18 protein-coding genes and 4 tRNA genes are annotated in these 19,394 nt (G+C 42.7%); 5 read left to right on the forward strand and 17 right to left on the reverse strand.

Annotated elements, in window-relative coordinates; genetic code table 11:
- The first annotated feature begins 124 nt into the window (after positions 1-124).
- On the forward strand, positions 125-523 hold the full coding sequence (locus tag BM739_RS17355) for a DUF3224 domain-containing protein (protein ID WP_076542914.1): 399 nt from the start codon (positions 125-127) through the stop codon (positions 521-523).
- The gene (locus BM739_RS17360) at positions 520-744 is read left to right on the forward strand and encodes a hypothetical protein (RefSeq protein ID WP_076542915.1); all 225 of its coding nucleotides are present in this window, start codon (positions 520-522) and stop codon (positions 742-744) included. The genes BM739_RS17355 and BM739_RS17360 overlap by 4 nt, the downstream gene beginning before the upstream one ends.
- Positions 745-825: 81 nt before the next feature.
- Here BM739_RS17360 and secF read toward each other — a convergent pair whose 3' ends face one another.
- The 6 genes from secF to BM739_RS17390 form a co-directional block, all read right to left on the reverse strand.
- Positions 826-1,773 (reverse strand): protein translocase subunit SecF, encoded by a 948-nt coding sequence (gene secF, locus BM739_RS17365; RefSeq protein WP_076542916.1) that lies wholly within the window; start codon positions 1,771-1,773, stop codon positions 826-828.
- 10 nt (positions 1,774-1,783) lie between these two features.
- On the reverse strand, positions 1,784-3,637 hold the full coding sequence (gene secD / locus BM739_RS17370; protein WP_076542917.1) for a protein translocase subunit SecD: 1,854 nt from the start codon (positions 3,635-3,637) through the stop codon (positions 1,784-1,786).
- A gap of 17 nt (positions 3,638-3,654) precedes the next feature.
- Positions 3,655-3,987: a preprotein translocase subunit YajC gene (gene yajC / locus BM739_RS17375; protein ID WP_076542918.1), complete on the reverse strand. Its 333-nt coding sequence runs from the start codon at positions 3,985-3,987 to the stop codon at positions 3,655-3,657.
- Between the two features lie 37 nt (positions 3,988-4,024).
- A complete protein-coding gene (gene tgt, locus BM739_RS17380) occupies positions 4,025-5,143 on the reverse strand; it encodes a tRNA guanosine(34) transglycosylase Tgt (protein WP_076542919.1) in 1,119 nt (372 codons plus the stop codon).
- A 145-nt stretch (positions 5,144-5,288) separates the two neighbouring features.
- On the reverse strand, positions 5,289-6,329 hold the full coding sequence (gene queA / locus BM739_RS17385; RefSeq protein WP_076542920.1) for a tRNA preQ1(34) S-adenosylmethionine ribosyltransferase-isomerase QueA: 1,041 nt from the start codon (positions 6,327-6,329) through the stop codon (positions 5,289-5,291).
- Between the two features lie 183 nt (positions 6,330-6,512).
- Entirely contained in the window at positions 6,513-6,710 is a 198-nt protein-coding gene (locus BM739_RS17390; RefSeq protein WP_076542921.1) for a hypothetical protein, read from the reverse strand.
- 184 nt (positions 6,711-6,894) lie between these two features.
- Here BM739_RS17390 and BM739_RS17395 point away from each other — a divergent pair, with 184 nt between their 5' ends.
- The gene (locus tag BM739_RS17395; protein ID WP_076542922.1) at positions 6,895-7,491 is read left to right on the forward strand and encodes an ACP phosphodiesterase; all 597 of its coding nucleotides are present in this window, start codon (positions 6,895-6,897) and stop codon (positions 7,489-7,491) included.
- 124 nt (positions 7,492-7,615) lie between these two features.
- Positions 7,616-8,272, forward strand: a complete 657-nt coding sequence (locus tag BM739_RS17400) for an RluA family pseudouridine synthase (RefSeq protein WP_076542923.1) — start codon at positions 7,616-7,618, stop codon at positions 8,270-8,272.
- Between the two features lie 106 nt (positions 8,273-8,378).
- Here BM739_RS17400 and sstT read toward each other — a convergent pair whose 3' ends face one another.
- From sstT to BM739_RS17435, 7 genes are all read right to left on the reverse strand, one after another.
- The gene (sstT, locus tag BM739_RS17405) at positions 8,379-9,602 is read right to left on the reverse strand and encodes a serine/threonine transporter SstT (RefSeq protein WP_076542924.1); all 1,224 of its coding nucleotides are present in this window, start codon (positions 9,600-9,602) and stop codon (positions 8,379-8,381) included.
- 249 nt (positions 9,603-9,851) lie between these two features.
- The gene (locus tag BM739_RS17410; protein ID WP_076542925.1) at positions 9,852-10,730 is read right to left on the reverse strand and encodes a chemotaxis protein CheV; all 879 of its coding nucleotides are present in this window, start codon (positions 10,728-10,730) and stop codon (positions 9,852-9,854) included.
- 112 nt (positions 10,731-10,842) lie between these two features.
- Positions 10,843-12,465, reverse strand: a complete 1,623-nt coding sequence (locus BM739_RS17415; protein WP_076542926.1) for a phospholipase D family protein — start codon at positions 12,463-12,465, stop codon at positions 10,843-10,845.
- Between the two features lie 134 nt (positions 12,466-12,599).
- The gene (locus BM739_RS17420) at positions 12,600-13,070 is read right to left on the reverse strand and encodes a dual specificity protein phosphatase family protein (protein ID WP_076542927.1); all 471 of its coding nucleotides are present in this window, start codon (positions 13,068-13,070) and stop codon (positions 12,600-12,602) included.
- 60 nt (positions 13,071-13,130) lie between these two features.
- The gene (locus BM739_RS17425; protein WP_076542933.1) at positions 13,131-14,393 is read right to left on the reverse strand and encodes a DEAD/DEAH box helicase; all 1,263 of its coding nucleotides are present in this window, start codon (positions 14,391-14,393) and stop codon (positions 13,131-13,133) included.
- 227 nt (positions 14,394-14,620) lie between these two features.
- On the reverse strand, positions 14,621-15,136 hold the full coding sequence (locus tag BM739_RS17430) for a methylated-DNA--[protein]-cysteine S-methyltransferase (protein WP_083698211.1): 516 nt from the start codon (positions 15,134-15,136) through the stop codon (positions 14,621-14,623).
- Positions 15,126-16,685 (reverse strand): DNA-3-methyladenine glycosylase 2 family protein, encoded by a 1,560-nt coding sequence (locus BM739_RS17435; RefSeq protein ID WP_076542934.1) that lies wholly within the window; start codon positions 16,683-16,685, stop codon positions 15,126-15,128. Before BM739_RS17435 ends, BM739_RS17430 begins: the two co-directional genes overlap by 11 nt.
- 234 nt (positions 16,686-16,919) lie before the next feature.
- On the opposite strand from BM739_RS17435, the gene BM739_RS17440 reads away from it, so the two are divergent.
- Positions 16,920-18,749, forward strand: coding sequence for an ABC transporter ATP-binding protein (locus BM739_RS17440; protein ID WP_076542929.1), 1,830 nt, complete (start codon positions 16,920-16,922; stop codon positions 18,747-18,749).
- Positions 18,750-18,960: 211 nt separating this feature from the next.
- On the opposite strand, the gene BM739_RS17445 is transcribed toward BM739_RS17440, so the two are convergent.
- The 4 genes from BM739_RS17445 to BM739_RS17460 form a co-directional block, all read right to left on the reverse strand.
- Positions 18,961-19,036: transfer RNA gene (locus BM739_RS17445), tRNA-Val, on the reverse strand.
- 37 nt (positions 19,037-19,073) lie between these two features.
- Positions 19,074-19,149, reverse strand: a tRNA-Val gene (locus BM739_RS17450).
- 37 nt (positions 19,150-19,186) lie between these two features.
- Positions 19,187-19,262: transfer RNA gene (locus BM739_RS17455), tRNA-Val, on the reverse strand.
- A 37-nt stretch (positions 19,263-19,299) separates the two neighbouring features.
- A tRNA-Val gene (locus tag BM739_RS17460) sits at positions 19,300-19,375 on the reverse strand.
- Positions 19,376-19,394: the final 19 nt, after the last annotated feature.

The following is a 19,394-nucleotide window of genomic DNA, read 5'->3' on the forward strand; positions in this document are numbered from 1 at the left end:
TTCCTACTGCATTGCTCTGATGGCAAATTTTTAATCATCGTACTTGTAAATGGTTCTTGCTGTCGAGCATTGATTAAACTTTATACTCATTATATGCTCTTGATAGCCTTTAAAGGAGAATCATATGAATCTGCAAATTTCCGGTGTATTTCAAATTACAAATTGGGATGAAGCCACAGATATAGAACACCCTGATGGTGCAAAGCAAACGTCAGCAAGCATTAGCCAAATGTACTCAGGCGATCTTGAAGGTGTCAGCCAGCCCAAATATATCATGTGTTATACCGCAGATGGCAAAGCAGTGTTTTGTGGTTATGAAAATGTGGAAGTCAGCATTAATGGCAAGTCCGGCAGCTTTGTGCTGCAACACAATGGCAAGTTTGACAATGGTGTCGCCAGCAGTGACTTCATTATCGTGCCAAACTCTGGCCAAGGCGAGTTGGTTAACATTGCTGGCAAAGGCGCATTTACTTCTGGAGAGAAAGGCCAAGCTGAGTACCAAATGGAGCTAAGCCAAATATGATGGGGTTTTCTATTAGCCGCTTACACTCTTCAGTTGGCATAATTAAAGCTGCTGGGCAGTGGGATGCTAACACTATTTCAGGCACTGAATTTACCCAATTAGAACAAATGTCCACTGATGGTTGGGTCGCATTGGATATACAGCATCCGGCTAACAGCCAGTTCATCGCATCCATTAAAGCTGACGTTTATAGGCACTTGTTATCCCAGCAAGCGGCTTAAGCATCACTAATTAAATATAAGTAATAAATACCCATAAAAAAGCCACTCGATTGAGTGGCTTTTATGTTTTTCGGCTTAAGATTAAGGCATCATTGAAGGTTGATCTGCACCTTCTTTCTCAATCTCAACTGGCATCATATGCTCGCGACAAATACCCAATTTAATGGCTAAGTAACTTGCCACGTAAATAGATGAGTAAGTACCAACAAAGATACCGCACAGTAGCGCCGTTGCGAAACCATGGATCATGCTACCACCCTTAAGGAATAGCGCAATCACCACTACCAAGGTAGTACCTGTAGTAATAATAGTACGGCTCATGGTCTGTGTGATAGACGTATTTACCACTTCATCAGGACCGCCTTTACGCATCTTTAAGAAGTTCTCGCGGATACGGTCATAGACTACGATGGTATCGTTCAACGAGTAACCCACTACCGTAAGCAAACCTGCTAATACCGTTAAATCAAACTCTAACTGTAAAATCGAGAAAATGCCTAAGGTGACGATGACATCGTGAGCAAGTGCGGCTACCGAGCCCATTGCTAAACGCCATTCGAAGCGGAATGATACGTAAATGAGAATACAAATTAACGCCACAATCACGGCTAAGCCGCCTTGCTCTGCTAACTCTTTACCCACTTGAGGACCAACAAATTCAACACGTTTTTGAATGACATTGGCATCAATCACTTGAGCGCCGTGCACAATCGCAGCGACTTGATCATCACTTTTTAGATCATCACGAACAGGTAAACGTACTAAGATATCTCGGCTTGAACCGAAATTTTGTACTACTGCTCCGTCAGCGCCATCAGTACTGTATTCAGCACGTAGCTCTAATAAGTCTACTGGCTTTGAAAACTCTAATTCAACAACCGTACCACCAGTAAAATCAAGACCCCAGTTGATGCCTTTTGTGCCTAACGACACAAAAGAAGCCACGACCAAAATCATTGATAACACACTGATTGGCATTGCATGTTTTAGAAAGTTGATCGTTTTCTTTACTGAAAATATTTGTAACATGGTCAACTCCTTAAATTGATAGTTTCTTAACGCGTTTACCACCCCACATGAGATTCACGATAACGCGCGTTCCCACGATAGAAGTAAACATTGACGTTGCAATACCAATCATCAGAGTAATTGCGAAGCCTTTAACCGCGCCCGTACCCACAGCAAATAAAATTAATGCCGTCATAAAGGTGGTAATGTTGGCATCAGCAATGGTTGAAAATGCATTGGCGTAACCTTCATGAATCGCTTGTTGAACACTGCGTCCAGCAAGTAACTCTTCACGGATACGTTCATAAATCAGCACGTTACCATCTACAGCCATACCTACAGTCAATACCATACCGGCAATACCAGGCAGGGTTAACACAGCGCCTGGGATCATTGACATCACGCCAACAACCATCACTAAGTTAGCGGTAAGCGCTAAGTTTGCGATAACACCAAATGCACGGTAATAGATAAGCATAAAGACTAAAACAACTGCCAAGCCCCAAATCATTGCTTGAACACCATTTTCGACGTTCTGTGCACCAAGGCTTGGACCAATAGTACGTTCTTCAACAATCGTCACTGGCGCAATAAGCGCACCTGCACGAAGTAATAACGCTAAACTTTGTGCTTCTGAGTGATCAAGACCGTTAATAACGAAATTTCGGCCTAGACGAGCTTGAATGGTTGCTACTGAAATAACTTCTTCAAGTTTAGTCATTTTCACTGAGCCATCAGGATTGCGAACACCGCTATCCTTGTACTCAATAAATAAAGTCGCCATTGGGTTACCAATGTTGTCTTTAGTGACGTTAGAGAAGATGTTGCCACCTTTCGCATCTAAGTTAATCGATACTTGTGGGCGGCTATATTCATCAAAAGAAGGCTGAGCACCAGTAATATGATCACCAGTTAACATCACTTCTTTTTTCAGCACCGCAATGCCACCTGAACGACGAGGAAATACCTCAGATGTAGCAGGAACGCGGCCATTTGCTGCTGCGCTTTGATCAGTATTTTGATCTACCATGCGAAATTCAATCGATGCTGTAGCACCTAAAATCTCTTTTGCACGCGCAGTGTCTTGTACACCTGGCAGTTCAACAATAATACGCTCAGCGCCTTGACGTTGTACTACCGGCTCTGCAACACCCAGTTCATTAACACGATTACGAATAGTGGTCATGTTTTGCTGTAGTGCTTCTTCCTTAATTTGACTAAGGTAGCCGTCACTCATGGTGGCATACAGGGCAAAGTTTTCACCGCTGCTACCATCATTAAATACCATTTCGTTATTATTGCGAGACTTTAAGAAGCGTTCTGCTTTGGCTAAGTTTTCAGCATCGCGGAATTTAATCTCAAGGCCTTTTGCTGTTTTACGAACACCTGCGTAACGAATTTTCTCTTCACGCAATTGGCTTCTAAAATCAGCAATTTTAGCTTCTTCCATCTTACGAATGGCTTCGCCCATATCCACTTCCATTAAGAAGTGAACACCGCCGCGTAAATCCAAACCGAACTTCATTGGTGATCCGCCAAGGGCTTCAAGCCACTCAGGTGTCGCCGGTGCTAGGTTTAATGCAACGGTATATTTATCACCTAATGAATCAGCAATGGCTTCTTTTGCAAGCAATTGCTGCTCAGAATTTTGAACACGGACAAGTAATTGTCCATCTTCGAGCTCAGAGCGCTTTACCGCAATGCCTTTACTTTCAAGTAATCCGTTTACTGTCGATAGAGTTGAAGTTGTCACTTCTGCACCACGAGTCGCTACGACTTGTACTGCATGATCCTCACCAAATAGGTTTGGAGTTGCGTAAAAAGCACCTACGGCGATGACTAGCATCACCATGATGTTCTTCCACATTGGGTATTTATTTAACACACCTGAGCCCTCTTGGCTTACAACGACTGGATAGAGCCTTTAGGCAATACCGCTGCAATATAGTCCTTTTTAATGGTGATCTGACTGGTTTCATTAATGCTTAATAAAACATAATCACTGTCATCGCTGATTTTAGCAATCTTGCCTAAAATGCCACCGCTTGTAAGCACTTCATCGCCTTTACTTAATGCAGACATTAAGTTTTTGTGCTCTTTTACACGCTTAGACTGCGGACGGAAGATCATGAAGTAGAAGATCAAGCCAAAAATAACTAGCATGAAAATCAGTTCCATGGTGCCGCCACCTTGAGGAGCGCCTGCTGCGTTTGCGTATGCATTTGAAATTAACATATTACTCTCTTCTTATTTTCTAAAAAAAATCAGTCAACTATAGTTCTGGTACTTCACGACCCAGTTTGGTGTAAAACTCTGTCACGAAGGCGTCTAATGTACCTGTCTGGATTGCGCCACGCAAACCTTCCATCAACATTTGATAGTAACGTAGGTTGTGAATGGTGTTTAAACGCGCACCTAAGATCTCATTACAGCGATCTAAGTGATATAAATACGCGCGGCTGTAGTTTTTACAGGTATAACAATCACAATTTTCATCAAGGGTAGAAGTATCATCGCGATGACGAGCATTACGAATTTTAATCACACCTTCAGAAGTAAATAAGTGACCATTACGTGCGTTACGGGTTGGCATAACACAATCAAACATATCCACACCACGACGTACGCCTTCAACTAAATCTTCTGGCTTACCAACGCCCATTAAGTAGCGAGGCTTATCTTCAGGGATCTGAGGACAAACATGCTCTAAAATACGGTGCATATCTTCTTTGGGCTCTCCAACAGCTAAACCACCTACGGCGTAGCCATCAAATCCGATTTCAGTTAAGCCCTTAATACTTTCATCACGCAAATCTTCGTACACGCCGCCTTGAATAATGCCGAATAACGAGTTCGGATTTTCTAAACGGTTAAATTCGTCACGTGAACGCTGTGCCCAACGTAATGACATTTGCATCGACTTACGCGCTTCATCATGTGTTGCAGGGTATGGCGTACATTCGTCAAAAATCATCACGACATCGCTGCCTAATGAGTCTTGAATTTGCATCGACTTTTCAGGGTCTAAGAAAATCTTCTCACCATTGATAGGCGAACGGAAATGCACCCCTTCTTCAGTGATTTTACGAATATCACCCAAGCTAAATACTTGGAACCCGCCTGAGTCAGTCAAAATTGGACGCTGCCAATTCATAAAATCATGCAGATCGCCATGCTTACGCATGATTTCTTCACCTGGGCGCAGCCATAAATGGAAGGTGTTACCTAACAGAATATCAGCGCCTGTGGCTCTAACTTCTTCAGGTGTCATTCCTTTCACAGTACCGTAAGTACCCACTGGCATAAATGCTGGGGTTTCAACTGTGCCGCGCTCAAAAATCAAACGGCCACGACGTGCGCGACCATCAGTTGTATCTAATTCAAATTTCATAAATCACCTTGCCAGATAAACAGTCTGACTCGCTGTTGTTTCATTAAGACATGAGGGCAGATGTTGCAACTTCAAGTGAGGCTGCAAAATAAACCCAAAAAAATACCCACCTCTGTGGGCGGGTATTTTAGATCAAAATCAATCGTTACGGGGCTTTTTTCGTTAAAAACATGGCATCGCCATAGCTAAAAAAGCGGTATTTGTGCTCAATCGCATGCTGATAAGCATTCATCACATTTTCATAACCCGAAAATGCGCTGATTAACATAATCAAGGTTGATTCTGGTAAATGGAAATTAGTCACCATGGCATCAATGACTTTAAATTGATAACCTGGATAAATAAAAATATCGGTATCACCTTTAAATTCAGTCAACGGATCATCACCACAGGCTTTGGCCGCACTTTCTAATGAACGAACTGAGGTGGTGCCCACCGCAACAACGCGTTTGCCCGCCGCTTTCGTTTGTGCAATTAAGTCGACAACCTCTTGGCTAACTTCAGCCCACTCAGAATGCATCACATGTTCATCAATGGTATCCACTCGCACTGGCTGGAAAGTCCCTGCGCCAACATGCAAGGTTACAAAGGCGATATTAACGCCTTTGTCTTTTAATGCTGCAAGCATGGCATCATCAAAGTGCAAACCTGCTGTAGGTGCTGCCACAGCGCCTGGGGTTTGGTTATAAACCGTTTGATAGCGCTCTTTATCGGTATCCTCATCAGGACGGTCGATATACGGTGGCAAAGGCATATGACCAACTTCTTCAAGCACTTCTAAAATGGTTTTATCATCTTCAAGGGCTAACTCAAATAAAGCGTCATGACGGGCTAGCATTTTCATTTTGTAGCCACCGTCAACAATAATCATAGAGTCAACTTTAGGAGACTTAGAGCAACGAACATGGGCAAGAATGCGCTTATCATCAAGCATTCTCTCCACCAACATTTCTAATTTACCGCCGCTCTCTTTCTGACCGAATAAGCGTGCAGGAATAACACGGGTATTATTAAATACCATCAAGTCGCCGCTATTCACTTTAGACAGTACATCGGTAAATTGCTTATCGGCTAACTCTCCTGAATTGCCATCTAAGGTCAATAAACGCGAAGCATTTCGCTCAGCCATTGGATATCGAGCAATAAGCTCATCTGGTAATTCAAAAGAAAAGTCTGCTACGCGCATTTTCGATACTCTTTTTTAGACAATAAAAACCGCGCTAGTCTAGGACTAGTAACAGCTAATATCAAGCAAAGGGTATGAAATAGTGATCGATTAATGCACGCCTGCAGCTAATGGCTAACGCCAACATTAAAATCAATTGGGGATTTGGATTATGTGCGGCGATTAAAAAACCACGAAATAGGGTTATTTTGAGTTCGCTGATGGTACATTTGCTAAATTGTCATCAACTTCAGATACTGATGAAAGCAAATTTTTATCGACAGAATTACATAAACTGTCAGGTTTAAAACTATGGCTTTCAATCTTGAGGTCTATATCAACTTTTTTGCGTTTTTTAGCCGACTGCTGCCTTAATACCGACTCTATCCAGTTTTTCATCATCCATGATCCCTACAGCCCAAATTTCAACAGGCATAAAATATCTTCCATCAGTACAAATTGTAAATAATAGCCATGACTTTTAAAGAGAAACCTATATGATGAATCTTACAGTCAGTTGTTACTACATTTCCAATTATGTTGTTTAGTATCATACTGTAAAAATCCGAAAATAAAAGTACAAAATATGAACTTTCTAGCGCACCTACATTTAGCTGATATTAGCGACACCCACTTAGCAGCCAATCTTGCTGGAGACTTTGCCAAGGGCGATATAAAACACTTCCCAAAGCATTTGCAACAAGGTTTATGGCTACATCGACAAATCGATCAAATTACTGACAGCCATGAATTAATCACCGATTTAATCACATTATTTCCAAAAAGTTCACGCCGTGTGGCGCCAATTTTAATTGATTTAGTGTTTGATCATTACCTTGCTTTCTACTGGGATGAGTATCATCAGCAATCGTTATCTGAGTTTACTCAAAAGGCATACCATAGCCTGCAACATACCGCCGAACTGCCGGAAAAGCTGCAACTGATCATCCCAAAAGTCATCGAACAAGACTGGTTAATGAGCTACCAGACAAGAGCGGGTCTAAACAAAGCAATTGAAGGTGTGAGCCAACGTATTTCAAAACCTGAGCTTTTTAAGACGGCCATCAGCGACGTTGACAAGTTATATGTTGAAATTGAAATTGCTTTTCGTACTTTCTATCCACAGTTAATGGCCTATAGCCGTATCTATAGTCGTAAGACTCCTGAACAGTACCTGCCATAACTGATTTGCCGCAATCAAATAGCCGATTAATTGAGGCTATTTTACTTTCGCGGTTGATATCCATTACTGCGGCGCTGTTTATTTGCTAAAATAGTCATCTATTTTTGTAAACCGATGCGATTAAATGCAAATTTTTGACTACCAACCACCTAGTATTCCATGGCTTGATATCCGTTATAAAGACCGAGATATCATTGTTATTAATAAACCTGCCGGCTTATTAGCAAATCCTGGCAAAGCTGCCAATACCCATGATTGTGCTATTACTCGTTTACAAAAACTCTATCCTGAAGCCATTTTGGTGCATCGCTTAGACTGCGACACCTCTGGCATCATGGTATTTGCCCGCAATAAAAAAGCCGAGTCTCACCTTAAAACTCAGTTTCAAGATAGAAAAACCAAGAAGGTTTATATCGCTGAAGTAGATGGTGTTATGGACGCTGACAGTGGCACGGTTGATTTGTCATTAGCTGGCGACAAAGAAAACCCGCCATTTCAAGTGGTATCAGAGCAAGGCAAGTCAGCGATTACTCACTATGAAGTCATCGAGCGTTTTGCAACTCATACCTTGGTTAAGTTAATGCCAGAAACGGGCCGTACTCATCAGTTACGTGTTCATATGCTAGCACTTAATCACGTGATCCTTGGTGATAACTTTTACGGTGATGACATTACAGCGAAAACCAAAAAGCGCCTTAGCTTACATGCGCAAATGCTGACAATTATGCACCCGTACACTCAAAAGCAACGCACCTTCTTTAGCAAACACCCTTTTTGCTAAAACAATTTAGCTAGCGCTAATATAACTATGCAAATACAAAAAAACCGACAGATTGTCGGTTTTTTATTATCTCACATTAGAGGTTAAAGCTTTTTAAGCTTAAGCCTTAACTGTTTGCTTTATTCTCAGCTGCTTCACAAGCTGCAGCAGTGAATACCACATCCGTTGAGCTGTTTAGCGCAGTTTCCGCAGAATCTTGAATAACGCCAATAATAAAGCCTACAGCAACAACTTGCATCGCCACATCATTAGAGATCCCAAACAAGCTACACGCAAGCGGAATAAGCAGTAATGAGCCACCAGCAACGCCTGAAGCGCCACATGCAGATACTGCAGCAACCACACTTAATAACACTGCAGTTAAGAAGTCGACTTGAATACCTAAGGTATGCGCAGCAGCAAGAGTCAGTACGGTAATAGTAATTGCCGCGCCGCCCATATTAATGGTTGCGCCTAACGGGATTGATACTGAATAAGTATCTTTATGTAGTTTTAGCTCTTCACACAAAGCCATATTCACTGGAATGTTGGCCGCACTTGAACGCGTGAAAAATGCCGTTACGCCACTTTCACGTAAACACTTAAACACTAATGGATAAGGGTTACGTTTGATTTTTACGTAAACCATAATCGGGTTAACCACTAAAGCAATAAAGGCCATAGCGCCAACCAACACCACAAGTAACTGCGCATAACCTGCTAATGCATCAAAGCCTGTTGCCGCAATGGTGCCCGACACTAAGCCGAAGATACCAATAGGCGCAAAGCGGATCACAAAACGTACGATTGTGGTTACGCCATCGCTTAAGTCAGAGATAACTTGCTTTGTTGACTCATTGGCATGGTGTAAAGCAATACCTAAACCAATACTCCAGGCTAAAATACCAATATAGTTACCGGTAAGCAGCGCATTCACTGGATTATCAACAATTTTAAATAACAAGGTATTTAACACTTCTGCGATACCTTGAGGAGGATTAGTCCCCTCAACGCCGCCAACAAGTACTAATGTTGTCGGAAAGGCAAAACTAAACAGTACTGCAGTTAACGCGGCAGCAAATGTGCCTGCTAAATACAAACCAATAATGGGACGCATATTGGTATGGGCATTTTTCTTTTGATTTGCAATTGATGATGCCACCAGTACAAACACTAAGATCGGTGCGACTGCTTTTAATGCTCCAACAAATAAATCACCAAGGAAGGAAACCTGCCCTGCTGCTGAAGTTGAAAATGTGGCGAGAAGAACACCCAGTACAATACCGGCGAGAATTTGTAACACTAAACTGCCATTAGCTAATCGCGCTAACAGTGATGGATTTTGATTCATTGCTTGACCTATATTTTTATATTTATGGCTTTTATTAAGCTCTAATATTTGTGACTTTTTAAAAATCGAATAACGGGATTTTAATAAGCTCTGATAGGTATATATCGGATGGGATGGCTAAAGTCTAGTTCCGCAGCAAAATGATGCACTAATATTACCGCACACTTCCAAACAAACCACATTTAGCCAACATGTGATGAAATTTAGCGCGTTTCATTATTAGCAAATTATTGTATTAGATGAAAATTGTTATTTTGCCCCTCGGAGCATGGCATCAATTAATTCATGGGCATCAAATTTCGTTAACGCTTCATCGGCGCCTACTTGTTTAGCCTGACTGACGCTAATTTCACTGGATAAAGAGGTATGTAAAATAATATAGGCATTAGCAAGTTGCGGATTATTTTTGACTTCAAATGCAAGCTCATATCCATCAAGCCCTGGCATTTCAATATCACTGACTAACAGATCTACTGGCTGTTGGTTATCCGCTGCCCGCTGCATTATCCGTAAGGCATCTTGACCATCTGCAGTAACCATATATGGAATATTTATCGAGTCTAATGCATCTGAAAGTTGCTTACGGGCGACTTTAGAATCGTCCACTAATAAGATATTCAGTGGCTTTAGTTTCTCTCGCTGAATATCTGTCAAAATGGCTCTGTTGGCGGCGGGATCATAGGGGAATACTTTTGCCATTAATAACTCAACATCCAACAACTGCACTAATTTGCCATCAAGACGAGCAACACCCGTTAGAAAAACGTTATGGCCTAAGTTTGCAGCCGGCGCTTCAATATCTCGCCAGTTACACTCAATAATTTTATCAATTCCGCGAACCAAAAAGCCTATCACCATTCGCTGGCAATCAGTGATGATAATATTGCATTTATCATACTCGCTTGGATCTATCGGCTTAAAACCAATAGATGCAGCCATATCAATCACGGCAATGGTTTTACTGCGTATGGTTGCTGCACCTAATATTGACGGATGAGACTTTGGAATAACCGACAAACGAGTGTACGGGACAATTTCGCGAACTTTTAAAGTGCCCAAAGCAAACTGCTGAGTATGGGAAAGGTGAAACAGTAACAATCCTTGTGACTGACTTGCTTTACTTTTCATAATATTGCCGATTAAAACTGATTATTTGAAGTTAACCACAGCCTTTTCTTCATATCAAATTCAAAACTGAATTTCGCGGTTTAAGTCGCTAATTTGCTTTATCAATTAGAAACTACAGCTGGGACTCAATTGGCAATAATGCTAAAAAGTCAGCTAAAAACTTACGCCAAAAGCCCGTGCCGGGCTCTGCATAAATAATTTTGTTATGCTGATGGTCAAGCCACACCAGCTCGCCATTTTTTAACACCACTTCATAAGCTTTATCATTCGCTGAAAGCGCAAGTCCTGCAAGGATCTCTTTAGCCAGCATCTCATTATCAATAATTAAGCCCATTTCGGTGTTGATCAGTGCTGAGCGGGGATCAAAATTAAACGAACCAACAAAGAGTGTTTGCTGATCAATAATAAAGGTTTTGGCATGTAAACTGGTGCGACTGCTGCCTTTCCAACTGGTTTTTTTAGATTTTTGGCTCTTGGCATTGCCTTTTACTTCATAAATTTTAACCCCGCCTTCAATGAGCTTTTGGCGGTACTGCTGATACCCTGCATGAACCGCTAACACATCCGTTGCAGCTAAACTGTTAGTCACTATGGTGACCTCTTTACCCCGTTTTACTTCATTGATTAATGCATTGGTTGCCACATCACCAGGGACAAAGTAAGGCGAGACAATCAGTAATTGATACTGCGCTTGCTCAAGAAAATAACTTAAGTCATCTAATAAAATGCTGTCATTAGGGTTTCTTTCAAGTTTATTTGGCGGATCATACACCACTTGGGCTTCGCCCCAATACCACTGTAACGCTTGATTTTGCAGGCGCTCTAGTAAGGTGTTTTTTTCTAAACGAGTCACATACTCATCGGTCATTAAGCTCTTCTCAAGCATGCTTGCTCTGGCATCTAGTTTCGCTAGCACCTTATCTTGCTCAAGCTTGGTGCTATTGCCTTGATGTGGCTCAGCAGCCTTGACCAATTGCTCAATGCTATTAACTTGCGCTGAGTTCCAATAAGTATCAAATTGGGTTGATACCTTATCAACCGCGTCGCCAATGGCCAGTAAATCAAAATCACCAAAATCGACATTCTCATCTGCTGAAAAGTATTCAGCGCCAATATTTCGGCCCCCAACCACTGTAACTAAATTATCAATGGTCAGTGATTTGTTATGCATACGATGATTGAGGCGGCTAAAGTTCCATAAAAATGCCACTCCACGATACTGACGTTCATAGGATGGATTAAACAAACGCACTGAAATATTAGGGTGTGTTGCAATGGCCAATAAGCCATCATCGCCATTGGCTGTGGTTAAATCATCCAGCAACACCCTGACTCGCACCCCGCGCTGAGCAGCTTTATAGAGAAATAGACTGAGGATTTTCCCGGTTTCATCATTGCGATAAATGTAATACTGCAAGTCAATGCTTTCTGTCGCCCCTTCAATCATGGCTAAACGAGCAATAAAAGCATCAATACCATCAGTAAGGGGTTTAACCCCCGTTAAAGTTAACTTAGCATCATTGCTTTGGCTGCTAGTTTGAGAGTGCTGAAATGAAGAGTACTGAAGTGAGGACTGCTGAAGTTGAGATTGAATATATTGCGCTAAAGGAGAGTCAGTGACTGGCGCGAGTTTATACTGCTGAGAAAGAGGCTTGAATTCAGCGCGATTGGCGCAGCCAATGAGAGTTAAACACAATACACAACAAACGAATATGACAGAATTGTTTTTGGGCATTGATGGCTTCCTTTCAATGTGACTCAGGTTTTACTGGGGCTCGATTATCACGCTGCCTTTTACACTATGGTTTAAGCATATTGCTAACATGACCGCTATCATAAGCCGTCACAGATGCGCAGTATAACTATGGTTTAATCTTGCAGCGCATACAAGACATCAAATACAAATTGATCCCAACCTTCAGCGCTAAAAGCAATGTCTCTTACGCTGCGCACTTGACTCACTGCATGGACTGGCGCTGCGCCATTATCCAATAAGTAATACGCCATCATGATACCCGTGCGGTCTTTACCGGAGCGGCAATGGATAAGTACTGCAATATTTTGCGCTTCACACTCTCTGATAAAGGCCAACGCTGTTGGCATTTGCGCAACGCAAATAGCCTCATCACCCTCTTGCGGTGGGATATTATTTGAAAAAGGAGTGCAGCAGTATTTAAGCCCTAACGCTTCTATGGCGGCAACATCGACCTCGTCACCATCGTTGACCGATAAAATAGCGCCAATACCTGCCGCTTTTAATTCCGCTAAATCCCAAGGGTGTTTATTAGGGCCACTGCGACCTGCAATGACCCCCTCTACTAACCAAAATAACTGCTTCATAAAAACGTTAATACTCTTGTTAACTATGAAATGGGGCGTTCACTCGGGACTAAGGCTGAATTAGTCTTGTTCAGGTTTTTTAATATGAGCCCAAAAATCGACATTGACTGCGGCTTTCTTTTTACGCTTTTTCTTACCTGTGCCTTCAGGTTTTGCCATTGGCTTATCAAGCTCTAACAAGTCATCTGGCATTTGCTCATCGGCTTCAAAGCCAGCAACTTGCTCACGCTCTAAACGCAGGGCATTTTTTTTCTCAATCACTTTAAAGTGATGGTAATCGGCATGGGCTAATAATGATATCGCTAAACCAACTTCACCGGCACGACCACTTCGGCCAATACGATGCATGTAATCAGCGGGACTTCTTGGTAAATCGAAATTGATAACCACAGGGAGCTTATCAATGTCTAAACCACGTGCGGCGATATCAGTGGCAATTAATACCTCAATCTCACCTGACTTAAATCCATCTAGCACACGATTACGGGCGCCTTGGGCTTTGTCGCCATGGAAAACTTCAGCGCTAATACCCCGTTTTGATAGTTTTTCAGCTAAGTGCTTACAGCTATTTTTAGCATTAACGAAAATCAATGCTTGGCGCCATTTATGCTCTTTGATCAAATGGGCTAATAATGCGGTTTTACTTTCACGGTTTACGGTAAATGCCCGTTGCACTAAGGTGCTTTCTTCAGCGCTTTGCAACTGAATGTCTACTGGCTCAACCAGTAAACTCGCCGTAAGGGTGCGAACTTCCTCTGGGAAAGTTGCTGAAAACAACAGTTTTTGCTTTTTCTCAGGCATTAATTTTAATATTGAAGCCAGCTCGTCAGTAAAACCAAGGCTTAACATACGATCGGCTTCATCAAGCACTAAGGTTTTTACCTTATCAAGCTTAATGGCATTACTTGAGATTAAATCTAATAATCGCCCAGGAGTTGCCACGAGTACATCTGCGCCGCCGCGAAGGGCTAGCATTTGAGTATTCACTGACACGCCGCCAAACACGGCAACGGTTTTAATGGCGCCATTAAAATGCACCGCATAGGATTTAACGCTATCGGCGACTTGCTTTGCAAGCTCGCGGGTCGGCACTAAAATCAACGCTGAAACAAAGTTACCTTTATTTTTTGACGCCCCAGCAGACTGACTTAACTGCTGCAAAATCGGTAAAGCAAATGCTGCGGTTTTACCTGAGCCAGTATTGGCACCAGCCAGTAAATCTTTACCCGCTAATACGTGAGGAATGGCCTGCGCTTGGATCGGCGTTGGAGTGAGGTACTCAAGTTCAGTTAACCGCGCTAATAATGGCGAGATTAAGCCCATGTCGGTGAAACTAACGGTATTAGTTTCAGGTTGCGTCGCTGAACGGGTGTCAGCATTTAGGCTCGTTTGGGTATCATCTTTGCGATCAGTAGCAGAGGTCATTAATTTCAGGTGCTCAAAATAAGGTATAGCCAGCTATTTTAGCGTATTTATGCCGCTTAAGTTAGCGAAATAGATCAAGCAATGATGAATTACTGCTCATAGATGATGAAATGAGCCCGATTCGATTAATCAGCTGATTCTAATGACAACAAAGCTTGTTTCATTTTAAGGCCATAGGCATAACCGGTTAAGGTGCCATTTTTGCCAATCACTCGATGACACGGCACGATTATCGCTATGGGATTAGCGCCATTGGCAGCGCCCACCGCCCTAACCGCTTTAGGTCGATTAATTTTATTGGCGATATCGCCATAACTGCATACCTGCCCAAACGGCAGCTCTCGCAGCGCTTGCCAAACCTCATGCTGAAACACAGTACCAGTGGCTGCAAGCGTGACGTCAAATTCACTGCGCTTACCGGCAAAATATTCATTAAGTTCTGTAATGGCTTGCTGCACATGTTTTTTAGCTTGCTCAATTGAGTCAGCACTTGCATCCCTAATATCGCCACTATCGACAGCGTCAGCCTCACTGACCACCTGCAAATGGGTAAGGCCCAAGTCTGAGGCTCGCAGCTTCAAGTAACCCACAGGGCTTAACTCAATTTGCTGGTAAATCGGCGGTTGATTATTAATTTTCATTATTATTCCATAATTGAAAAGTGACATAGCTGCCCCATGGGCTGACATCCTTGGCTATTTTGTCGCAAATTTGTTGATAGGCTTTACCGCTAAGCGCTTCTGCCTGCCCATCAGCCTTTTCATGCTGGCCGCGCAGAGCTTTCAAGCGGTTTTTTATCACTAAATCGGCACTTAAAAAGATATCCGGATCGCGTTGGCCGCGCATTTTGGCATAGGCAATAGTCCATGGGCCAATACCTTTAACGCTGAGCCAATCATCAGGGCTGGCGTCAGGGTGCTCAGCGACAAACTGACCTAATAAATTAAGCGCGGCTTTGCGCGATGCAGGCATGTTAAATTCAGTTAAACTTGCCGCGGCTATCGCTTGCGGGGTTGGAAATAAGATAACCTCACGATCTGAAATTACGAGCTTTTTACCATAACTCCTCACCAAGGTATTCAGTAGTTTACTTGCCTGTACCACACTCACTTGCTGACCTAATACTGCCCGGCATCCAGCTTCAAACACCGAGGCCGTGGCAGGGATCCGTAAGCCCTCTGTAGGGATTAACCCCATGTCGACAAGTGACTTAAATGATTGATTGCTCACCGCCATATCCGCATCTAAATCCAATAACTTACGCACAAACAGCACCACATGATGTAAATAGTCTAAGTCGTCAGCACTTTCAAGTTTCACCGTAAGTGACAATTGGTGTTTACCTTTTAGCGGTAATACATCAATGGTGCCGCTAACCTGGCGATGATTAATATTCAAACAAAAACTGCGACCATATGCCTTTGATGCCTCATCAAGCCATTCCATGTTTTCAACACTTCTTAACTGGTAAAACGACCACATTTTCGACCAATTAAACGGCGGGCGGTAATCTAATAACAGGCTAATACCGTCAGCTTTGGTAACAACATTTTCCTTGGCGCTATCACGCCGTAATTGGGTTGGGGTCAATTGCAACTGCTCCTTAAAAACTTCATTAAAGCGTCTGATACTATTAAAACCTGCAGATAATGCCACGTCCGTTATTGGCAAGCTGGTTTGATGTAACAGCTGTTTAGCAAACATCAGTTGTCGATAAATAGCATATTTTTTTGGCGAGGTACCTAGCTGCTTATTAAAGAGTTGGCTTAAATAGCGGCTACTAATGCCAAGCCGTTGTGATAATGACGCAAGTGTTTGACCCTGTTCACCACTTAAACAACCGCCATCAATCATGGTTATCGCCCGTTGCAAACTGGTTTGAGTGCCCTTCCAGGCATTAGACAGAGGCGCACTATCAGGCCGACAACGTAAACAAGGCCTGAGCCCCGCTTGCGCAGCTTTTATTGCAGAGTCAAAGTAACGCACGTTTTGCTCTTTAGGTGCCGTCGCAGGGCAAATTGAGCGGCAATAAATCCCTGTGGTTAAAACCCCAGTAAAAAAACGCCCATCAAAACGCGCATCACGGCTTAGCCTTGCTTGACGGCAAACATTATCAGGTAAACTGCACGCCTGACTGCTGGATATCGGTGCTAAAGACTTCTCGCTGTTCAGCACTGCTTTAGTAGACATGTTATCGATACCCATTTACGTAAGCTGGTTAATAGCAGCTTGAAGATTATTAACGTCACTTTAGCGAATAATGGCGCTACTCACTAGCGGAAAACGGAACTCAACCACTCACCCCATTGTATGCTTGCCTACAAGTCTTGACACAATCTAACTAACACTTAGCTAACAAGTCAGCATCAAGTTAAGGTATCCTCTGTATATATTGCTGTTCCCGTTTCAAATATTGAGAAATAGATGTTTAAATTCTTTGAATCCCTTACCAACCCATTACCTTCAGAAGAACCCAGCCAAGCCCCAAAAGGTGTTTATGCCTTTTGCCGTCATTACACCCGCGGTTTTGAGAAACACTTAATCATCATGTCAATTTTGACAGCGACTTTGGCGATTTTAGAAGTGTCATTATTTGGCTTTATGGGCCAATTAGTTGACTGGTTAGTCACTAAAAACCCACAGACCTTAATGCAAGATGAAGGCAGCACCTTAATATTGATGTCTTTGGTAGTACTGGTGATTATTCCGTTACTAGTGGCTTTGCATGCTGCTATCGTGCATCAAACCTTGCTGGGTAATTACCCCATGGCCATCAGGTGGCAAGCACATCGCTACTTACTAAAACAAAGCGTTTCATTTTATCAGGATGACTTTGCCGGCCGCATTGCCACTAAAGTAATGCAAACCTCATTAGCAGTGCGTGAAACCGTCATGAAACTGTTAGATGTATTGATGTATATCATCATCTATTTCACTTCAATGCTGGTGATGATCGCCAGTGCTGACGTGCGCTTAATGCTGCCTATGCTGGTGTGGCTATTTGCGTATATTGCTATTCAGTGGAAGTTAGTGCCAAAGCTAAAAGCCATTTCAGCCAAGCAAGCAGATGCCCGCTCGACCATGACTGGCAGGATCGTTGATAGTTATACCAATATCTCCACCGTGAAGCTGTTTTCTCATACCAAGCAAGAGGCTGAATACGCCCAAGACAGCATGATGGGCTTTCTTAAAACCGTCTACGGCCAAATGCGCCTTGTGACCATCATTAACGTTTTAGTGCAGATCATAAATTACCTTTTAGCATTTACCATTGCGGCGGTTTCAATTTGGCTTTGGGCAGATAATGCGATTACTGTGGGTGCAATTGCTATTGCGGTGAGCTTAGCACTGCGTTTAAACGGTATGTCACAGTGGATCATGTGGGAAATAAGCTCACTGTTTGAAAATATCGGTACTGTCACTGATGGTATGAATACCTTATCGAAACCTATTGAAATTGAAGACGAACCTGGCGCTAAAGATATTATTGTTAGCAAAGGTAAAATTGACTTTAACGATGTTAGTTTTCATTACGGCGAAAAATCAGGGGTGATTAGTGAGTTAAATTTACACATTAAGGCGGGAGAGAAAGTCGGTCTTGTTGGCCGCTCTGGCGCTGGTAAATCAACACTCGTTAACTTGCTAATGCGCTTTCATGATGTTGAAAAAGGTCAAGTGAGTATTGACGATCAACCGATTACCGATGTTACCCAAGATTCACTGCGGGCTAAAATCGGCATGGTAACCCAAGATACTTCGCTACTACATCGCTCAATTCGAGAAAACATCCTCTATGGCGATCCTAATGCCTCGGAGCAACAGCTTCAAGCAGCTATTGCGCAGGCTCAAGCAGCCGAGTTTATTGATGATTTATCAGATCCCTTTGGTAATACAGGCCTAGATGCACAAGTGGGTGAACGTGGGGTAAAACTCTCTGGCGGTCAACGCCAACGGATTGCAATCGCCCGAGTATTATTGAAAAACGCCCCGATTTTGCTACTAGATGAAGCCACTTCAGCATTAGATTCCGAAGTTGAGGCGGCAATTCAGGAAAGTTTATATGAATTAATGGAAGGTAAAACCGTGATTGCCATTGCTCACCGACTATCAACCATTGCGGCTATGGACAGACTAATTGTCATTGATAAAGGCCAGATAGTTGAGCAAGGTACTCACCAAGAATTAATAAAATCGGCAGGCATTTATGCTCAGCTTTGGTCGCATCAAACCGGTGGTTTTTTAGGTGTTGATTAATATTCAACAATAAATAACGCACTTTTACGACGCTCATTTTTGACTTCAATCGAAACTGGGCGTTTTTTTATGTCATTAAGCGGCAAGAGTTACTTTATCTGCAGCAGTTAAGCTAAGAAAACACGAAAAATATTAAGTAAATTTATAACTGATTAATGAGTGTTAATTGAGAGTAAATTTTGTGACTTGAAGAGGATAAATCGAAGAAAAATGGTGGTCGATACTGGGCTCGAACCAGTGACCCCCTCCTTGTAAGGGAGGTGCTCTCCCAGCTGAGCTAATCGACCTGGGGATTTATAATGTTTTAATTCTTTATAAGAAGAATGGTGGTCGATACTGGGCTCGAACCAGTGACCCCCTCCTTGTAAGGGAGGTGCTCTCCCAGCTGAGCTAATCGACCAGGGATTTTATAATGTTTTAATTCTTTATAAAAAGAATGGTGGTCGATACTGGGCTCGAACCAGTGACCCCCTCCTTGTAAGGGAGGTGCTCTCCCAGCTGAGCTAATCGACCAGGGATTTTATAATGTTTTAATTCTTTATAAAAAGAATGGTGGTCGATACTGGGCTCGAACCAGTGACCCCCTCCTTGTAAGGGAGGTGCTCTCCCAGCTGAGCTAATCGACCTGGGGATTTATAATGTTTT

It is taken from the genome of Shewanella sp. UCD-KL21, assembly GCF_001957135.1.
In the GTDB taxonomy this organism is placed as follows: Bacteria; Pseudomonadota; Gammaproteobacteria; order Enterobacterales; family Shewanellaceae; genus Shewanella.

Bases quoted from the DNA above. Each gene is read 5' to 3' on its own strand.
- BM739_RS17355 (WP_076542914.1), top strand. From the start codon at position 125: ATGAATCTGCAAATTTCCGGTGTATTTCAAATTACAAATTGGGATGAA.
- BM739_RS17360 (WP_076542915.1), top strand. From the start codon at position 520: ATGATGGGGTTTTCTATTAGCCGCTTACACTCTTCAGTTGGCATAATT.
- secF (WP_076542916.1), bottom strand. From the start codon at position 1,773: ATGTTACAAATATTTTCAGTAAAGAAAACGATCAACTTTCTAAAACAT.
- yajC (WP_076542918.1), bottom strand. From the start codon at position 3,987: ATGTTAATTTCAAATGCATACGCAAACGCAGCAGGCGCTCCTCAAGGT.
- tgt (WP_076542919.1), bottom strand. From the start codon at position 5,143: ATGAAATTTGAATTAGATACAACTGATGGTCGCGCACGTCGTGGCCGT.
- queA (WP_076542920.1), bottom strand. From the start codon at position 6,329: ATGCGCGTAGCAGACTTTTCTTTTGAATTACCAGATGAGCTTATTGCT.
- BM739_RS17390 (WP_076542921.1), bottom strand. From the start codon at position 6,710: ATGATGAAAAACTGGATAGAGTCGGTATTAAGGCAGCAGTCGGCTAAA.
- BM739_RS17395 (WP_076542922.1), top strand. From the start codon at position 6,895: ATGAACTTTCTAGCGCACCTACATTTAGCTGATATTAGCGACACCCAC.
- BM739_RS17400 (WP_076542923.1), top strand. From the start codon at position 7,616: ATGCAAATTTTTGACTACCAACCACCTAGTATTCCATGGCTTGATATC.
- sstT (WP_076542924.1), bottom strand. From the start codon at position 9,602: ATGAATCAAAATCCATCACTGTTAGCGCGATTAGCTAATGGCAGTTTA.
- BM739_RS17410 (WP_076542925.1), bottom strand. From the start codon at position 10,730: ATGAAAAGTAAAGCAAGTCAGTCACAAGGATTGTTACTGTTTCACCTT.
- BM739_RS17415 (WP_076542926.1), bottom strand. From the start codon at position 12,465: ATGCCCAAAAACAATTCTGTCATATTCGTTTGTTGTGTATTGTGTTTA.
- BM739_RS17420 (WP_076542927.1), bottom strand. From the start codon at position 13,070: ATGAAGCAGTTATTTTGGTTAGTAGAGGGGGTCATTGCAGGTCGCAGT.
- BM739_RS17425 (WP_076542933.1), bottom strand. From the start codon at position 14,393: ATGGGCTTAATCTCGCCATTATTAGCGCGGTTAACTGAACTTGAGTAC.
- BM739_RS17430 (WP_083698211.1), bottom strand. From the start codon at position 15,136: ATGAAAATTAATAATCAACCGCCGATTTACCAGCAAATTGAGTTAAGC.
- BM739_RS17435 (WP_076542934.1), bottom strand. From the start codon at position 16,685: ATGTCTACTAAAGCAGTGCTGAACAGCGAGAAGTCTTTAGCACCGATA.
- BM739_RS17440 (WP_076542929.1), top strand. From the start codon at position 16,920: ATGTTTAAATTCTTTGAATCCCTTACCAACCCATTACCTTCAGAAGAA.